A 17,027-nucleotide genomic window follows, 5' to 3' on the forward strand; every position below is an offset into this window, starting at 1 on the left:
TTGCGGATCTTCCGGGACAGCGCGATCGTCGCGCAGCGGAACCTGCTGACCATCCTGCGGGTGCCGACGTTGCTGGTGACCGCGACGATTCAGCCGTTGATGTTCGTGTTCCTGTTCGCCTACATCTTCGGCGGGTCGCTGGGCGGTAGTCAGTATCGGGAGTTCCTGGTGGCCGGGATCCTGACGCAGACGGTGGCATTCAATGCGGCGTTCACCACGGTCGGGCTGGCCAGCGACTTGCAGAAGGGCATCATCGATCGGATGCGCACGCTGCCGATGTCGCGGCTGGCGGTGCTGATGGGGCGCACGTTGTCCGATCTGGTGGTGAATGTGCTCAGCGTCGTCGTCATGGTCGGCTGCGGGTATGTGGTCGGCTGGCGGATCAACGGCGGAATCGCCGACGCCGCACTGGCTTTCGGGGTGATCCTGCTCTTCGCCTTCGCGATGTCCTGGGTCGGCGCGCTCACCGGCCTGCTGTCGCCGACCGTCGAAGTGGCGCAGAGTGCGGGGCTGATCTGGATGTTCCCCCTGTCGTTCATCTCCTCGGCGTTCATCTCCAGCGATACCCTGCCGGGGCCGCTGCGCACGATCGCCGAGTGGAATCCGATCACCGCGGTCTCCGCGGCCGGCCGCAAGCTCTTCGACAACGACGCCCCGCCCTCGTTCGGGCATCCGACCGGGTGGGCCGCCGATCACTGTGTCGGGTATGCGATCGGCTGCTCACTCGTCATTCTCGCGGTCGCGGTTCCGCTGGCGCTGCTGCGCTACCGGAGGGTGGCCAGTCACTAACCCCGGATCGCCTCGAAGAGCGTCTCCCGCGCGGCCCGTCCCTCGGGTATCGGAGCGTCCATCCAGATGTGGATCATCTGCGGCGCCTCGTGATACTCGAGCCGGGTGCCGGTGAACGACGGCGCCATGGCCGCGAACTTACGGGCCTGGCAGTTCAGGATGTCGTAGGTGCCGCTGAACAGCAGGACGCGGCCGAGGTGGTCGTTGTCGCCGAACATCGGGCTCACCCTGGCGTCGGTCACGTCCAGGTCGCCGCGGTACAGGCTGCCGAAATAACGGCACCCTTCCGGACTGAGGAACGGGTCGAGCGGATCGAGCTCCGCCATCTCCGGATCGGCGTAGCGGCTGTCCAGGACCGGCGCGATCAGCGCGGTCAGGTGCGGATTCGGCACCCCGCGATCGCGCAGGATCTGCGCCGCCGACAGGGTGATCGTCGCGCCGACGGAGGTGCCGAGCAACGTCACCCGCTCGGGGCCCTCGTCGGCGATCGACTTCGCCGCGAGGTCGGCGATCATCTCCGGAATGACCTCACCGGTGCCCTCGGGCGCCAGCGGATACAGCGGAATGACCAGGCGCGCAGCGGTTTCGGTGATCACCTCCGCGCACTGCCGCCAGCCGTCCGGCGACATCCGCAGCACGAAACCGCCACCGTGGGTGTACAGGACGGTCCGTTCGGGCTCCCGGTCCCGCTCGGTCGCCGTGTACACGACCCACACATTGCCGCGCGCATCGGTGATGACCTCGGTATCGACCGCGAACTGCTCGGTGAACTCGGCCGGCGGTTCCTTCGGCAGCGGAAACTGCCGTGTCATCTCCACCGCGGCCTTCGCCGCCTCGACCGTCACCACCAGTTGCTTCACCCCCGACTGCCAGATCTGCTCGGCGAATTCCCGGGCTGCCGGACTCACATCGATCTGCTGCGCCATTCTTCGACCTCCCCACGCCGGCCGCGACATCCAGATATGCCACGCCAGACCCTAAGTACCCCAGCGGATCTCGCCCGAACCCTCCGGGGCGAGCCTGGTCCCCTGGACGCGCGTCACGCGCCGCCGGTGCGGGTTTCACTGACGGGGTACGCGAAAGGCCGCCCGCATCGGACGATGCGGGCGGCCTTTTCGGCTGGTGCGACCTAGACGCGGCGGCGTGTCTTGAGCAGGTCGAGGCGCTCCTTGAGCAGCTCCTCGAGCTCTTCCTTGCTGCGGCGCTCCAGGAGCATGTCCCAGTGGGTGCGCGGGGGCTTGACCTTCTTGGTCTCGACCGTGGTGCCCTCGATCAGCATGCCTTCCTGACCGTTGCGGCAAAGCCACGTCGGGGGGATCTCGGCGTCGTCGGCGAACGGGACGTCGAACTCTTCACCGTTGTCGGTGCGGTACCGGGCGATCCGACGTGGAGCCAGGTCGTGGTCGCGATCGGTCTCGTAGCTCACCGCTCCGAGCCGACTGCCCCGGAGTACGCGATCTGCCATGGTGTGCCTCTCCCTGTGTGCTCGAGTCTTGTTGCTGCGACCGTACGAGCGGGTGGTGCTCGCTGGACCTTATGTGCAACGAACGGGCCTGCGCCGATAGTTCCCGACGGGCCGCGGAACCGTTCCATTGTAGTGCCAACGGCGCGCCGAGCACGCCGCGCCCGCCGTCGGGCGGTTCTCGGGGGTCGCTGAGCGGGTTCCGGGCGTCGAGCGATTAAGGTTCTGCGTCATGTCGCGCCGCTTGCTGTCCCGCTAGGGGGTGTGTTCCATCTCTGATCGTCGTCACTCTCGCCAGCTGTCCTGCCTGTGGTGCGGGCGGGAGATCGTGGAGTCGGAGGCCGGGCGTCGTCGCCGGTACTGCCGTCAATCCTGTCGTCAACGCGCCTACGAACACCGCAACAGTCTCAAAGGGACCGGCATCCCCGACGACTCCGTCGTGCTCAGCGCCCAAGAGGCCGCCGACCTGGCCGACCGCTGGTTCGCCGCGCGCTGCGCCGCCGAGGACGTCGCCATCGCCATCGAAGAGGGCGCGAGCCCCGATGAACTGGCGACGCTGGGCAAAACCTTGCTCGAACTGACCCGAGATGCCGAACGCCTACGCTGACCAGCCCGCACCTCCCGACCTCCATCGCCTAACGCTGGCGGGTGGCAGTACCGAACCCAGATTCAGTGGCACACCATGGCGGACCCCTCTCGCACTTCGCCGCCACCATGTGCCACTGGATCCGGATTCACCGACCTGGTTCCTACGTCAAGTGCGCTTCGGGAAGGGTTACCGGCGGGTTTGGATCGGGTATGGGGCGGGCGCCGGGCGAAGGATCGGGTCTGCGATGGGGGACTCGCGGTCCATGGTTGCGCGGGCTCGCCAGTAGACGAGGCCGAGGAGCGCGACAACGCCTGCGGTGAGGCCGGCGAAGGCGGTGAGGGTGGTGGCGTCGGGGTGGGCCAGGGATTGGGCGCGCATCGCCTGGGTGAATACGATGGCCAGGAGGCCGGTGTAGCCGAGGGCGAGGATGCCGATCACCGCGGCGCGGGTGCGTTCGGCGCGTAGCCAGCGGTAGCGCGGGGCCAGCCAGGACAGGACGACGACGGCCAGCAACAGGACCTGAATGCCGTGCAATCCGACGAAGTGCGGGACGCGCAGGTCGCCGCCGATGGTGCTCCAATGCGTGATCGGGATGCCCGGGGCGGCGTCGCGGGGCGACAGGTCGCGGCCGGCCTGGTCGATCACGGTGTGCCCGGCGACCAGCTCGACCACGTTGCCGTCGGCGTCGCGGACCAGTTGCTTGCCGGTGAAGCCCATCAGATATCCGAGCATCATCCCGACGACCGCCAGGAACAGTCCGGCATGAATGGCCCGCGCGGTCGGCCGATCCACCAGCCGCTGCCAGGACAGGATCACCACGATGATCAGGTTCGCCAGGAACAGTCCCGGCACCCCGGACTGGAACACCTGCTGCCCGATCTCGTTCACCGCGTCGGTCTCGTTGTTGAAGTGGCTGAACGTGCCGCGCGCGGCTTGCACCGCGATGAAGCCGACATCCAGGAAACCGGTCACCGCGAACACCGTGCCGAGCCACCAGGTCGCGCGACTGCCCCTGTGCGGCAACGACAACAGCCACGCCAGCGTGAGCCCGTACAGCGTGAACGCGAGCCCGAACTTCATCGGCTTCAACCAGACCGACTCGCCCAGCAGCATCCGGTCGTCCACGACCATCGCCACCAGAGAGAAAACGACGAGCCCGGCCATCGTGACCGCCATCCATTTCAGCGGACGATGCAACCGAGCGGCGGCCTCGGCGACCGCGCCACCGCGGCGATGCCGCGCCGAAGACCGACGGTCGAGCGCGGCGGAATGTGTTGTTGGCATGCCCCGAAGGTAGGAATCCGAACCCCCGGAACACCTCCCGCCGCAGCACTATTCGCACCTAGTACCCCGGTACTGACCCACCCGCGTGGGGCGAAACCCGTGCGGGAATGGGCGGGGACGTTTAGGTCGGCCGCCGGCTGATCAGATGGTGGGGAGGTTGGCGTCTGGGAAGGAGTGGTGTTCGTGGGCGACGACCCAGCGGTTGTTTTCCTTGCGGAGGCCGAGGGTCAGGCGGAGGCGGCGGCCGGGGTTGGTGGCGAAGTCCTCGGCGGTTCCGCACAGGAGCAGGGCGTGGGCGAAGGCGACATCGGTGCCTGCGGTGACGTCGAGCGAGACGATCTCGAACGTGGCACCCTGCGCCTGCCACTCGAAGAAGCCGGGCCAGGCCGCCCGGTAGGCGTCGATGCCGCGCAGGCCCTCGTCCGGCGGCGGGACATCGAACATGACGATGTCGGGGGCGTGATCGGCGAGGACGGCGTCCAGGTCGCCGGCGTGCACGGCGGCCGCCCAGCGCTCGATCAGAACCCGGATCGTCTTCTCGTCGTCCGACATCGTTCATCGTCCCTTCGTATGGCGCCTCACCAGTGCGTTCGGCATCTAGTGAGCCTGCCGAAAACGCGCATGCGGCGCAATGGATTCCACATCATGTGTGATATATCCCGACGCTTTCCTGCCATCAGTGCCCGAGCCCGCACCGAATCCACAGGTCGCGACTCGATGCCTGCGCTCGCCGGGAAGCCGGAAACTCGCCGGAGCGGGCCAGTTCGCCGGGACGAGCAGGCTTGCCAGGACGAGAAGCTCGCCAGGACGAGAAACTTGCCGAGACGAGTGGGGCGGCATGACCGAGCCCGACCGGCCGACGGCGACGGTCCGGCCCGCCGCGGCGTTGGGCGCGCGCCGCAGACGATCTGCTGCGGGTCGGCGCCGACGTCGACGACGCAGACCGTCAGCCGGTCGGCGTTTGGGACGGTGCTCGGCGCTCAGGACCCTGCCGGCTCGTCAAGACGCGATGGCTCGCCGGGTAGGCGCCGGGAAACCGTCGAATTCGCCAGGTGATTCGCCTGGACGAGCAGGCTCCCCAAGACGCGAAGTCTCGCCGGGTAGGCCGGGAATTCGCCGGGAAACCGTCGAATTCGCTTGGACGGGGATTCGCGGGAGGCGGGGAATTTGCTTGGGGGCCGGGCGATCGCGGGAAAGCGGGATGGGGTCAGGTGCGGACGGCGGCCGGTGCGAGCGTGGAGCGCTTGCGGCTGTAGGTGAAGTACACGATCAGCCCGACGGCTACCCATACCGCGAATCGCACCCAGGTGAGTCCGTCCAATGTGGTTGCGAGGAGCACGCACCCGATGAGGGCGAGCACTGGAACCACCGGGACGAACGGTGTGCGGAACGGGCGCTCCCGGTCCGGCTCGGCGCGGCGTAGTACCAGCACGCCGACGCAGACCACCGCGAACGCGGACAGGGCCCCGATGTTCACCAGCTCCACCACGATGTCGATCGGCAGCAGTCCGGCGATGGTCGCGCAGAACACCCCGAGCAGCAGGGTCAGCCGGACCGGCGTGGACCGCTTCCCGGTTTGCGCGAAACCGTAGGGCAGCAATCGATCCCGGCACATCGCGAACGCCAGCCGCACCTGTGCGTAGACGATCATCAGCAGCCCCTTGGTCAACGCGATGATCGAGGCGACCACGATGACATTGCCGATCCAGCCGATCTTCAACCCCTCGAACGCGGTCGCGATCGGCGCCCCGTTGTTCAGCGAGGCGAATGGCGCGATCCCGGTGAGCACCCCACTGACCAGGGCGTAGAGCACGGTCGCGATGAGCACGGTGCCGATGATGGCGAACGGCACATCCTTGCGCGGGGTGCGCGCCTCCTCGGCCGAGGCCGCGACGACGTCGAACCCGAGGAACGCGAAGAACGCGATAGCCGCTCCACCGACGATTCCACCGAAACCGAAGGGCGCGAACGGAGTCCAGTTGTTCACGTCGATATGCGGCGCGCCGACCGCGATCACCAGCACGAGCACGCCGATCGTCACCCCGACCAGCGCCTTGGTGATCCGCGCGGTCAACGACACCTCACCGACCAGCACCGCGACGATCACGCAGATGATCAGCACCGCAGGAAGATTCACGATCCCGCCCTCGGTGGGGCCGGCCGCGATGGCCTTGGGCACGGTGATCCCGAAGATCGAATCCAGCGCCGACACTGTCGTCCCGGACCAGCCGATCGCGACCGCGGCGCCCGCGATCACGAACTCCAGCAACAGATTCCACCCGACCAGGAACGCGGGTCCTTCGCCGAGCGTGGCATAGGTGTAGGTGTACGCGCTGCCGGAAACCGGCACCATCGCCGCGAGCTCGCTGTAGCAGAGCGCGACCAGCACACACACCGTCCCGGCCAGCAGGAACGACAGCACGATCGACGGCCCGGCCTTCTCCGCCGCGGCCACGCCGGTGATCACGAAGATCCCCGCGCCGACAATGGTGCCGACCCCCATCGCGGTGAGGTCGACGCGTCCGAGCCGGCGCGCCAGCTTGGGCGCCCCGTCGGTGGTCGCGGTATCGGGCAGGCGGCGACGCCATCGCTGGGCGGCTGGGGTGGTCATGACTCCCTTATGAGCTCGTCTGGCGGGCCGGCGGGGGAGCCGGACCACTAGATCATTCTCGTCGAAGTGAGTCAGTCGCCGTTAACTGGGTGCAACTGGGTACCGCGCGCCGCTCGCGTTCCCGCACCCGACATTGCAGGTGAAGCCGGGTGCGGGAGCGCGGAGGCGCAGTTGGGTCAGCTGCTCGACGACGCCGCGAAGGGTGTCGCGACCGGCGTGGCGGCCGGCCGGGACGGGTGCGTCCACAGCCCCTTGCGCTCCAGGATCGGCAGCACGCCCTCGCCGAACCAGTACGCCTCTTCCAGGTGCGGGTACCCGGACAGAATGAAGTGCTCGATGCCGAGCTTCGAGTACTCGATCAGCCGCTCGGCCACCTCGGCGTGCGAGCCGACCAGCGCGGTGCCGGCTCCGCCGCGCACCAGCCCGACCCCGGCCCACAGGTTCGGCGCGATCTCCAATCGATCCGTGTTGCCCCCGTGCAGCTCCGACATCCGCCGCTGCCCCTCCGACTCGCTGCGCGCCAGGCTCGCCTGCACCCGCTCGACGTCGGCCGGGTCGATGCCCTGCAACAGCCGATCCGCCTCGGCCCACGCCTCCTCGGAGGTATCACGGCTGATCACGTGGATGCGCAGGCCGTAATCGAGGACGCGACCCTGATCGACGGCCAGCCGGCGGATCCACTCCAGCTTCCTGCTCACCGCGAGCAGCGGCTCGCCCCAGGTCAGGTAGGTGTCGGCGTAGCGGGCGGCGACCGGTCCGGCGGGTGCGGAGGAACCGCCGAAGAACACCGGCGGAATCGGATCGGGCCGATTGCTCAGCAGCGCGTCGCGGACGTGAATGTGCTCGCCCTCGAAGGTGATCGGTTCGGACGAGTTCCACAGCTCCTTCACCACGTGCAGGAATTCGCCGGTGCGCGCGTAGCGCTGCTCCTTGTCCAGGAAGTCGCCGTAGGCCTGCTGCTCGTGCGGCTCGCCGCCGGTCACCACGTTCAGCAGCAGCCTGCCCTGCGAATGCCGCTGGAAGGTGCCCGCCATCTGGGCGGCGAGGGTCGGGCTGACCAGACCGGGGCGCAGCGCGACCAGGAACTTCAGCGTCTCGGTGGTGTCGACCATCATCGCCGTGGTGAGCCAGGCGTCCTCGCACCAGGCGCCGGTCGGGGTGAGCACGGCCTCGAAGCCGTTGTCCTCGGCGGCGGCGCCGATCTGGTTCAGGTAGCGCAGCGTCGCGGGCCGGTCACCGGACATGAACGTGCCGTGCCCGCCCGCGACCAGGCCGCGCGAATCGCCGTAGGTGGGCAGGAACCAGTGGAAGGACAAACTCATGAAGCCAACTCCTTAGGCCGGGGGATACAGGTCGTTGAAGCGGGTGTCGGTGTAGTCCTTGATGTCGACCTTGCGCGGGATGAGCCCGGCATCGGCGAAGGCGTCCGCGACACCCTGCTCGGCGGCGATGGCGGCGGCGTCGAGCGGATGGTCTTGGTACGGGCCGCGTTTGACGACGGTGAGGATGACGTCATAGGGGAGCCCGGTCAGTTCGGCGTAGGTCTTCGCCCACTGCTCGGGGTGCGCGTTGACCCAGACGTGTGCCCGTGCGATGCGGGCGAGCAGGTCACGCAGGGCGGCGGCGGTCGCCTTGCTTTCCAGCGCCTTGGTGCCGGCCACGTAGAAGGCATCGCCGGTGACATATCCGTTGCCGTTCACCAGGATTCGCGCGTTCGCCTGCTGCTCGGCCTGCGCGGTGTACGGGTCCCAGATGGTCCACGCGTCGACCCGGCCGGTGGACAGCGCGGCCAGCGCGTCCGGCGGCTGCAGGTACTGCGGCTCGATCTGATCCCACTTGATGCCCGCCTTGTTCAGCACGCTGAGCAGGTGGTAGTGCGCCGAACTGCCCTTGGCCACGGCGATCTTCTTGCCGCGCAACTCTTCCGGGCTGCGCAGCGGCGAATCCTTGGGCACCAGGACGGCCTGTCCCTCGGTGCCGGCCCGGTAGCCGCTGACGATCTTGATACCCGACTTGGCCGCGGCCGCGAACACCGGCGGGGCGTTGCCGACGCCGCCGATATCGACCGCACCGGCGTTGATCGCCTCCAGCATCGGCGGACCGGACGGATACTGCGACCAGGTGATCTTGTACGGCGTCTGGTCCAGCTCGCCGGCGGCGGTGAGCAGCGCTTGCAGCCCGGTGCCCTTCTGATCGCCCGCGTGCAACGTCACCTGCGACAGGTCGACCGAACCGTCGGGGCGGACGGCCGCGTCCTCGGCCTTGTCCGACCCGCAGGCCGTGCCGACCGCCACGACCAGTGCGAGAGTCGTTGCGAGCAGCAGCCTTCTGGCTTTCATTCGGTTCCTTCCGGTGCCACGCCGAGTTCGGCGAGCAGTGTGTTGCGCAGGGAGAGCAGTTGGGCATGGTCGTTGCGGCGGGGACGCGGCAGGTCGATGCGCGACTCGTGGGCGATCCGGCCGTCGCCGAGCACCAGCACCCGGTCGGCCAGCCGCAGCGCCTCGTCGACGTCGTGGGTGACCAGCAGGACGCCGGGTTTGCGGCGCTGCCACAGATCGATGACGAGGCGATGAATGGTGATGCGGGTCAACGCGTCCAGGGCGCTGAACGGCTCATCCAGCAACAGCAGATCCGGTTCGCGGACCAGCGCGCGGGCCAGGCTGGCGCGTTGCGCCTCGCCGCCGGAGAGGGTGAGCGGCCACGCATTCGCGCGCTCCCCGAGTCCGACCTCGGCGAGCGCGGCACGGGCGGCGGCCTTCGGATCGTCGTGGCGCAGGCCGAGAAACACGTTGGCCAGCACCCGTTTCCATGGCACGAGACGCGGTTCCTGGAAGGCGACCGCGATGGTGCCCTGCGTGTGGAGTTCGCCGTGCACGTCCCGGTCGAGACCCGCGAGGGCGCGCAACAAGGTCGACTTGCCCGACCCGCTGCGACCGAGCAGCGCGACGAATTCACCTGGCGCGATGTCGAGGTCGAGCCCGTCGAGCACGCGCCGGCCATCGAACTCGCGGACCAATCCGCGTACCCGCGCGACCGGCGTAGCCGGCTCATCCGTCGAAGTTGTTGCGACCGAGCGACCTTCGCCCCGGCTGGCGGAAGCCGCCACGACCGAACCGGTTTTCGCAGCGACCGCGCCGGCGGTCGTCTGCGCGCGGTCGTCGTCGGTCAGCTCATCCGCAATCACTGTCCCAGGAATCCGCGTCGCCATGCCAGCGCCTTCCTCTCGATCAATCGAACGAACGCGTCGGTCAGCAAACCGAGCACGCAGTACACGAGCAGGCCGACCACGATGACATCGGTGCGCAGGAACTCGCGCGCGTCGTTGATCAGGAAACCGAGCCCCGCGTCGGCATTGACCTGCTCGGCGACGATCAGCGCCAGCCAGGCGATACCGAGCGATTGGCGCAGCCCGACCAAGATCTGCGGCAGCGCACCCGGCAGCACGATGTGCCCGATCACGGCGAACCGGCCCAGCTGCTGCACCTGCGCGAGCTCGGCGAGTTTGCCGTCCACGCCGCGGATACCGGCGAAGGTGTTGAGATACAACGGAATCGCCGCGCCGAACGCGACCAGCACCACCTTCGGTAGCTCGCCGATGCCGAACCACAGGATCAGCAACGGAATCAGACCGTAGAACGGCACCGTGCGCAGCATCTGCATCGGCGGATCGACCACGTACTCGCCGACCGTGCTCAGTCCGGCGAGGACCGCCAGCCCGATCCCCAGCGCGGCGCCGATCACGAACCCGGTCGCCGCCCGGCCCAGCGACACCGTGATCGCCTCCTGCAGGGTGCCCGCCCGCAGCAGATCGCCGGTGGTCCGGACGATCGTCAGGGGCGAAGCCAGAAGTCGTTCCGGCAGCACGCCGGTGGCGCTGGCCACCTGCCACGCGATCACCAGGACCAGCGGGCTCACCACGCGCAACCAGGTCTTGCGCGGCCGCCACCGAGCCGCCGACCAAACCCGAATCGGTGTCGGCTCCACAACAATTGATGACACTCGACACCTCGGGTTGGGGACAGATCCGCGCAGCACCGCTGAGCGCGCCGCAGTCATTCATGCTGTGCCCCTGGCGCGGCGGAGTCACCGGTTGAAACCAGCGCGGTTTTAATTGCCGCGGCCGCGGCGGCACGCCTTCAGCAACCCTTACTAGACGTAACCTGAAATAACACGTAACCTCTACGGAGGTTCTCGGTCGAAGGTGATCGGGGCGTGACCAGACGAAACGGATTCCTCAATGACGCGGCATGTCGACGTACTGATCATCGGCGCCGGCCTTTCCGGTATCGGCATGGCCTGCCATCTCACCCGCGAGCAGACCGGGCGCAGCTATGCGATCCTGGAGCGCCGCACCGCGATCGGCGGCACCTGGGACCTGTTCCGGTACCCCGGTATCCGCTCCGACTCGGACATGCTCACCTTCGGCTACGGCTTCCGCCCCTGGATCGGCACGAAGGTGCTCGCCGACGGCCCGCACATCCGTCAGTACGTCGAGGACACCGCCGTCGAGTACGGCGTCAAGGAGCACATCCACTTCGGCCGCAAGGTCACCACCGCCCGCTGGTCGAGCGAGGCGGGCATCTGGACCGTCGAGGCGCTCGACGAGCAGACCGGCGCCGTCGAGACCTTCACCAGCAACTTCCTGGTCGGCTGCACCGGCTACTACGACTACGACAACGGCTTCCGCCCGGAATTCCCCGGCGAGGCCGACTTCGGCGGGCAGATCGTGCACCCGCAGCACTGGCCCGAGGGGCTCGACTACCGCGGCAAGCGGGTCGTGGTGATCGGCAGCGGCGCCACCGCGATCACCTTGGTCCCCGCCATGAGCGCGGACGCCGCGCACGTCACCATGCTGCAGCGCTCGCCCACCTACATCACCGCGCTGCCCGCCGACGACCCGGTCGCGGTCGGCCTGAAGCTGGCCAAGGTGCCCGCCAAGCTGGCCTATCGAACCGGCCGGGCGCGCAATATCGCGTTGCAGCGCGCCAGCTTTCAGCTGTCCCGCACCAACCCGGGCGCGTCGAAGAAGGTGCTGCTCGGCGCAGTGCGGATGTGGCTCGGCTCGGACATCGACATGAAGCACTTCACCCCGTCCTACGATCCGTGGGATCAGCGGCTCTGCGTGGTGCCCAGCGGCGACCTGTTCAAGGTGCTGCGCAGCGGCAAGGCGTCCATCGTCACCGACCGCATCGAGTCCTTCACCGAGACCGGCATCCGGCTCGTCTCGGGCGAGGAGCTGCCGGCCGACCTGGTGATCAGCGCGACCGGCCTGCGCGTGCAGATGCTCGGCGGCGCCACCCTGGAGGTCGATGGCGAGCCGGTGGTCACCCGCGACCGGGTGGTCTACAAGGGCGCGATGCTCGACGGTGTGCCGAATGCGATGATGGTGCTGGGCTACACCAACGCCTCCTGGACGCTCAAAGCCGACCTCGCCGCCGAATACTTCTGCCGCGTACTCAATCACATGAAGACGGGCGGTTTCACGAAAGTCGTTGCGGTAGCCGAAGAAGGCGACCGAGCGGCCGAGTCGGTGATGGGCGGCGCCCTCACCTCCGGCTACATCCAGCGTGGCGACGCGGTCATGCCGCGCCAGGGCACCCGCGGCCCGTGGCAGGTCATCAACAACTACTTCCGCGACCGCAAGATGCTGCGCAAGGGTCCGATCGAAGACGGCGTCCTCAGCTTCACCCGCGCCGCGGCCGAGTCCGAGGATCGCCCGCTGGCCGAGACCCGCACCGCCTGAGCCGCACGCCTTCTGATTTCCCGCACCGAAAATCGCAGGCGATTCCCGGTGCGGGAAATCAAGACCCGTGCGTGTGCAGGTAGAGGTTGAGCTGGGCGGCGGCGTTGAGCATGGCCAGACCCTGCTGGGTGAGCTTTCGCTGCCAGTCGGCCAGCGCCGCCGCCAATGCGTCTGTGCCGCCTGCGGTTCGGATCTGCTGGATCACCGTGCGGATCTGCTCCAGGGGGTAGCCGCCGCGCCGGAGCAGGTCGGTGAGGTGCGCGTCGCGCAGATCGTCCGCGTCGTAGCGGCGATAGCCGGTGGCCGGGTCGCGCTCCGGCGCAAGGATTCCCGCGTTTTCCCAATTGCGCAAGGTCGCCGGGGTCACCCGAAGCCGGTGTGCGAGTTCGCCGATGGTCCTGGTCTCGTTCGATATCTCTGTGGCGGTTGGAGATTCGGCCGTCAGGTGCGTTACCGCTTTCCGCACCGAATCGAGAGTCTCTCGGTCACGCAGTAATTGGCTGTGGCCACGATCGATGGTCACCAGCACGCCCTCGATTCCGCCGTCGTGGAGTGCGTTCATGATCTGGCCACTAGCCGCGTGCCCGTAGGCGGGGATCAGCGCGAGGTAGGTCCGCAGCGCCGCCGCGTGCACCTCCGTATAGATCCGGTAGCCGCTGGCCGTGCGTTCGGCAGGTGGAAGGCATCCGTCCTGCTCGTAGTTGCGTACGGCTTGGGTAGAGAGGCCGTGCTCGCGTGCCAGATCGGCTGGTCGTAGGGTACTCACCGGTTTGAGACTTTAACGGAGTGCTGGGCGCTTGTAAGCGTGAAAGTCTCAACCGACCTTTCAACGATACGATTCAGATACATGAGTCAGAACATTCGAGACTTCGTGCCCACTCCCTGCGACCTGGTGGCCCTGGGTGAACCGACACACCAGGAACCGGCCTTCCAGCTGGTCCGCAATGAACTGTTCGCGCAACTGGCCGACCTCGGCTTCCGGTCGATCGCCCTCGAGATCGACCGGGTCGCCGCGCTCGCCGTGAACGATTTCGTGCAGACCGGCGAAGGCACTTTCGAGACCGTGATGGAAGAGGGCTTCTCGCACGGTTGGGGAAAGCTGGAGGGCAACCGGCAGCTGGTCGGCTGGATGCGCGAATACAACCGGCGGCGACCGCCGGAAGAACAGCTGAGCTTCCACGGCTTCGACGGGCAAACCGAGAACACCACCGCGCCCAGCCCGCGCCGCTACCTCGAATACGCCCGCGACTACCTGCGATCCGATCTCGATTTCGCGAATCTGCTCGGTGACGACGAACTCTGGCACCGCGAGGAAGCAATCCTGGACGCCACCAAGTCGATCGGCGCCACACCCGAGGCGGACCAGCTGCGCTCGCTCGCCCACGACCTGCTCGCCTCGCTCGAACGCCGCGCACCGGAACTGATCGACCGCACGTCACTCGCCGAATGGCGTAGGGCCAGAACATATCTCACCGCCGGGATCGGCTTGCTCCGCTACCACCGGCAGGCGGCCCGGCAACTCGACCTGGACGCCCGGATATCCCTGCTGTCGTCCACTCGGGACGCGATCATGGCCCAGAACCTGCTCGACATCCGCCGGCTGGAGGCCGGTCGCGGCGGAACCTTGGCGCACGCGCACAACTTTCATCTGCGGCGGCACCCCGGCACGATGCAGGTGGCCGGGATGGTGCTCGACTGGGTCGGCGTGGGCGCGATCGTCGGGGCGCTGTGGGGTGAGCAGTACACCTTCATCGCGGGCAGTCTGGGGCGCAGTCCGGGTCTGGAGCTGCCGGAACCCGAGCCGGACACGTACGAGGGCTCGCTGCAAAGTCGAATCAGCACTTGGGGTTTGGCGGCCGCCGCCACGATCACCGGCGAGCGAATGCGGACCGGCACTACTCCGGAGAAGGGGTACTTTCCGCTCGACCGCGCGACGTTCGATACCGCGGACACGGTCCTGCACATCGGCGACAGCTCGGCCGTCACGCCTAGTCGGACTGCGGGTTGGCCTGTAGCCCATCGACAATGAGGTCGAGGATGCGCGCGGCCCGTTCGGCGCCGCCGTTCTCGGGGTTGATCCGCCAGAGAACACTCAGCTGGAGCAGTACGTCTTCGGGATCGAGATCGGGCTTGAGTGTGCCTGCCGCGACGCCTCGTTCGAGCAGCAAGCCGATCGCGTTTACGAACGGCCTGTAGTGCTCGTCGTCGAGCCCCCCGTTGGCCGCCGCGTGAATGACCTCGGCGACACCATATTTCAGCTGTCCGTAGCGAGCGACCTCGTCGAACCATAGTCGTAACGCGGTCAGCGGCGGATGTCTGTCCAGCAGTGTCGGCGCGAGATCGATGAGTTCTTCGAGGTCGTGCCGGTAGAGCGCGACGATCAGTGCTTCACGATTCGGGAAGTGCCGGTACAGCGTTCCGATGCCGACCCCGGCCTGCTTGGCGATCGCCGTCAGGGACGTGCCGCCGGAAACGGCGAACGCGTCCCTGGCGGCGACGAGGACACGTTCGCGATTGGTTCGGGCATCAACTCTGGCCTGCTTCGGCGTGTCCACCAATGTCGGCGCTCCATCCATACACACTGTGCCCATACACAACTTTTGCTAAACGGAGGGCCCTCCGGTACGCTCTCGGCAATACCGGAGGGGTCTCCGTTTCATTCTCGCACAGGCGTTCCGAACACATTGGAGGACGACGATGGGTGAGTTGGTTCTGGTAACCGGGGGGAGTGGCTACATAGCGGGATGGTGCATCGTCGAGCTGCTGGAACGCGGCTACGACGTGCGCACGACCGTGCGTGGCCAAGACAAGGAGGCGGCCGTCATCTCGGCCGTGTCCACCGCGGTCGATCCGACCGGGCGGCTGAGCTTCGTCATCGCCGACCTGACCTCGGACGAGGGCTGGGACGCCGCGGTCAAGGACGTCGACTACGTGCTGCACATCGCGTCGCCGCTGGGCCGCAACGTCGCCGGCGCCGACGCGGACGCGCTGATCGACGCGGCTCGCGGCGGCGCGCTACGGGTGCTGCGCGCAGCCACCGCGGCCGGGGTGAAACGCGTGGTGCTGACCTCGGCGGCGAACGCCTCCAGCCCCGCGGCCTACACGGCCGACGGCATCACCGACGAGACGCTGTGGACCGACCCCGACGATCCGACGCTGATCCCGTACCGCCGGTCCAAGACCCTCGCCGAGCGCGCGGCCTGGGATTTCATGGCCGGCTACGACGGACCGACCGAGTTGACCACCATCCTGCCCGGCGCGGTCTTCGGCCCCATCCTCGCCACGAGCGCCACCGGTTCCGTCGACATCGTCGCACGCATGGTCGGCGGCAAGCTGCCCGGTGTCCCGCGCATCGGACTCGAGATCGTGGACGTGCGCGACCTCGCCGACATCCACATCCGGGCGATGACCGAACCCGCCGCCGCCGGCGAACGCTTCCTCGCCACCGGCGAATTCATGTGGATGCGCGATATGGCCCGCACCCTGCGCGAGGGTCTCGGCGCGCGCGGCAAACAGGTCAGCACCCGCCAGCTGCCCGACTTCGCGGTCAAGCTCGCCGCCCGCCTCAGCGACGCGGACCTCGGCGAAGTGACGCCCGCCCTCGGCCGGCGCAACCGGCACAGCACCGATAAGGCCAAGCGCATCCTCGGCTGGACACCCCGCCCCGCCGGCCGAGCAGTCCTCGACTGCGCCAACAGCCTGATCGCACACGACGCAGCCTGATCACCCCCGCGCTTACCCGTAGCCGCCCCTACCTGACATCGCCTGCAGTGTTGACAGTTTCGGGCGGCTCTCGTGCAGCGCGGACGCGTTGATCTTCCCCGCGCACATCGACCAGCACGATGAGTTCATTCGCCAACAGTTTATCGGCCACCGTGAGAATGCGTCCCCAGCCGATTGGGCACCGTGAGAATGCGTCCGTCGACCTGCGGGCGATGGTCGAACCCGATTCGACCATCGCCCGCCTCGAGGTGAAACACCCAGCGAGATCAACGTTTTCACCAGCGGCAACCGCCAACGCATCGTCGTAATCGCCATCAGTGCCACAGTTCCCGGCGCGTATCGCCAGCGAGGCTCGACCGATGACCACCTCTTCCGCCCGCCCGCCCACCAGCCCGTCAGCCAGCCAGCCAATCAACCGCGTCCGCGTTGGCGGAGCTGTTCCGCTGTCGGCCTGACCTGGCAGCGAGTCTTCTGCGCGAGGTACTCGGCCTACTCATGTCCAACTACGCGCAAACCAGTGCTCCGCAGCGAACCGGCCGCGAACGCGCCGATCGCGACCTGACCGAGGCTCTTCTCTCTCTTGGCCCCAGGCACGTCCCATTCGATCCCGCATACCTTCGCGAGCGGGACTTGGCGGAGGTCCTACTCGCATTTCGCCTCAGGCAGGTCCCGTTCGGCGTTCGGCTACGTTCCGATCGGGACATGGTCGGGGGGCCTTCTGAGATTCGCCTGGGTGAGGTCCCGCTAGAACCGGCACGTCTCCGCGAGCGTGGTCTGGCAGTGCGCTCTCGCGCGATTCGCCTCAGTCATGTCCCATTCGATTCCC

17 protein-coding genes are annotated in these 17,027 nt (G+C 67.7%); 5 read left to right on the forward strand and 12 right to left on the reverse strand.

What is annotated here, in order from left to right; all coding sequences use genetic code 11:
- Positions 1 to 6: 6 nt before the first annotated feature.
- Positions 7 to 789: an ABC transporter permease gene (locus ACFYO1_RS10885; RefSeq protein WP_387231838.1), complete on the forward strand. Its 783-nt coding sequence runs from the start codon at positions 7 to 9 to the stop codon at positions 787 to 789.
- Here the strand turns inward: ACFYO1_RS10885 and ACFYO1_RS10890 are convergent.
- Together ACFYO1_RS10890 and ACFYO1_RS10895 are read right to left on the reverse strand one after the other, a co-directional pair.
- Positions 786 to 1,715: an alpha/beta hydrolase fold domain-containing protein gene (locus ACFYO1_RS10890; RefSeq protein WP_387229282.1), complete on the reverse strand. Its 930-nt coding sequence runs from the start codon at positions 1,713 to 1,715 to the stop codon at positions 786 to 788. The two genes, ACFYO1_RS10885 and ACFYO1_RS10890, sit on opposite strands and share 4 nt — an antisense overlap.
- 203 nt (positions 1,716 to 1,918) lie before the next feature.
- Positions 1,919 to 2,254 (reverse strand): RNA polymerase-binding protein RbpA, encoded by a 336-nt coding sequence (locus tag ACFYO1_RS10895; RefSeq protein ID WP_040731279.1) that lies wholly within the window; start codon positions 2,252 to 2,254, stop codon positions 1,919 to 1,921.
- Positions 2,255 to 2,522: 268 nt separating this feature from the next.
- Here ACFYO1_RS10895 and ACFYO1_RS10900 point away from each other — a divergent pair, with 268 nt between their 5' ends.
- A complete protein-coding gene (locus ACFYO1_RS10900; protein WP_378716567.1) occupies positions 2,523 to 2,858 on the forward strand; it encodes a hypothetical protein in 336 nt (111 codons plus the stop codon).
- 168 nt (positions 2,859 to 3,026) lie between these two features.
- On the opposite strand, the gene ACFYO1_RS10905 is transcribed toward ACFYO1_RS10900, so the two are convergent.
- The 7 genes from ACFYO1_RS10905 to ACFYO1_RS10935 all read right to left on the reverse strand — a co-directional run bounded on the left by ACFYO1_RS10905 (position 3,027) and on the right by ACFYO1_RS10935 (position 10,653).
- Entirely contained in the window at positions 3,027 to 4,124 is a 1,098-nt protein-coding gene (locus ACFYO1_RS10905) for a hypothetical protein (RefSeq protein ID WP_387229285.1), read from the reverse strand.
- A gap of 141 nt (positions 4,125 to 4,265) precedes the next feature.
- Positions 4,266 to 4,676 carry a YybH family protein gene (locus ACFYO1_RS10910; protein ID WP_387229287.1) on the reverse strand — a complete coding sequence of 137 codons (411 nt, stop codon included), beginning with the start codon at positions 4,674 to 4,676 and terminating at the stop codon, positions 4,266 to 4,268.
- A gap of 655 nt (positions 4,677 to 5,331) precedes the next feature.
- A complete protein-coding gene (locus ACFYO1_RS10915; RefSeq protein ID WP_387229289.1) occupies positions 5,332 to 6,735 on the reverse strand; it encodes an APC family permease in 1,404 nt (467 codons plus the stop codon).
- Positions 6,736 to 6,911: 176 nt separating this feature from the next.
- Positions 6,912 to 8,057: an LLM class flavin-dependent oxidoreductase gene (locus ACFYO1_RS10920; protein ID WP_387229291.1), complete on the reverse strand. Its 1,146-nt coding sequence runs from the start codon at positions 8,055 to 8,057 to the stop codon at positions 6,912 to 6,914.
- Between the two features lie 12 nt (positions 8,058 to 8,069).
- Positions 8,070 to 9,074 (reverse strand): ABC transporter substrate-binding protein, encoded by a 1,005-nt coding sequence (locus ACFYO1_RS10925; protein ID WP_387229293.1) that lies wholly within the window; start codon positions 9,072 to 9,074, stop codon positions 8,070 to 8,072.
- Positions 9,071 to 9,841 (reverse strand): ABC transporter ATP-binding protein, encoded by a 771-nt coding sequence (locus tag ACFYO1_RS10930; protein ID WP_387231840.1) that lies wholly within the window; start codon positions 9,839 to 9,841, stop codon positions 9,071 to 9,073. The genes ACFYO1_RS10925 and ACFYO1_RS10930 overlap by 4 nt, the downstream gene beginning before the upstream one ends.
- 74 nt (positions 9,842 to 9,915) lie before the next feature.
- Positions 9,916 to 10,653, reverse strand: a complete 738-nt coding sequence (locus ACFYO1_RS10935) for an ABC transporter permease (RefSeq protein ID WP_387231842.1) — start codon at positions 10,651 to 10,653, stop codon at positions 9,916 to 9,918.
- A 319-nt stretch (positions 10,654 to 10,972) separates the two neighbouring features.
- Between ACFYO1_RS10935 and ACFYO1_RS10940 the strand changes: the two genes are divergently transcribed.
- Positions 10,973 to 12,478, forward strand: a complete 1,506-nt coding sequence (locus ACFYO1_RS10940; RefSeq protein ID WP_387229295.1) for a flavin-containing monooxygenase — start codon at positions 10,973 to 10,975, stop codon at positions 12,476 to 12,478.
- A 58-nt stretch (positions 12,479 to 12,536) separates the two neighbouring features.
- Here ACFYO1_RS10940 and ACFYO1_RS10945 read toward each other — a convergent pair whose 3' ends face one another.
- Positions 12,537 to 13,244: a TioE family transcriptional regulator gene (locus ACFYO1_RS10945; protein ID WP_387229298.1), complete on the reverse strand. Its 708-nt coding sequence runs from the start codon at positions 13,242 to 13,244 to the stop codon at positions 12,537 to 12,539.
- 81 nt (positions 13,245 to 13,325) lie between these two features.
- On the opposite strand from ACFYO1_RS10945, the gene ACFYO1_RS10950 reads away from it, so the two are divergent.
- Positions 13,326 to 14,507 (forward strand): erythromycin esterase family protein, encoded by a 1,182-nt coding sequence (locus ACFYO1_RS10950; RefSeq protein ID WP_387229300.1) that lies wholly within the window; start codon positions 13,326 to 13,328, stop codon positions 14,505 to 14,507.
- Here the strand turns inward: ACFYO1_RS10950 and ACFYO1_RS10955 are convergent.
- Positions 14,467 to 15,033 carry a TetR/AcrR family transcriptional regulator gene (locus ACFYO1_RS10955; RefSeq protein ID WP_387229302.1) on the reverse strand — a complete coding sequence of 189 codons (567 nt, stop codon included), beginning with the start codon at positions 15,031 to 15,033 and terminating at the stop codon, positions 14,467 to 14,469. The two genes, ACFYO1_RS10950 and ACFYO1_RS10955, sit on opposite strands and share 41 nt — an antisense overlap.
- A gap of 142 nt (positions 15,034 to 15,175) precedes the next feature.
- Between ACFYO1_RS10955 and ACFYO1_RS10960 the strand changes: the two genes are divergently transcribed.
- Entirely contained in the window at positions 15,176 to 16,201 is a 1,026-nt protein-coding gene (locus ACFYO1_RS10960; RefSeq protein WP_387229304.1) for an NAD-dependent epimerase/dehydratase family protein, read from the forward strand.
- A 28-nt stretch (positions 16,202 to 16,229) separates the two neighbouring features.
- On the opposite strand, the gene ACFYO1_RS10965 is transcribed toward ACFYO1_RS10960, so the two are convergent.
- Complete coding sequence (locus ACFYO1_RS10965) at positions 16,230 to 16,616, reverse strand: hypothetical protein (RefSeq protein WP_387229306.1); 387 nt, start codon at positions 16,614 to 16,616, stop codon at positions 16,230 to 16,232.
- Positions 16,617 to 17,027 lie beyond the last annotated feature (411 nt).

The organism is Nocardia sp. NPDC006044 (genome assembly GCF_042871115.1).
In the GTDB taxonomy this organism is placed as follows: Bacteria; Actinomycetota; Actinomycetes; order Mycobacteriales; family Mycobacteriaceae; genus Nocardia.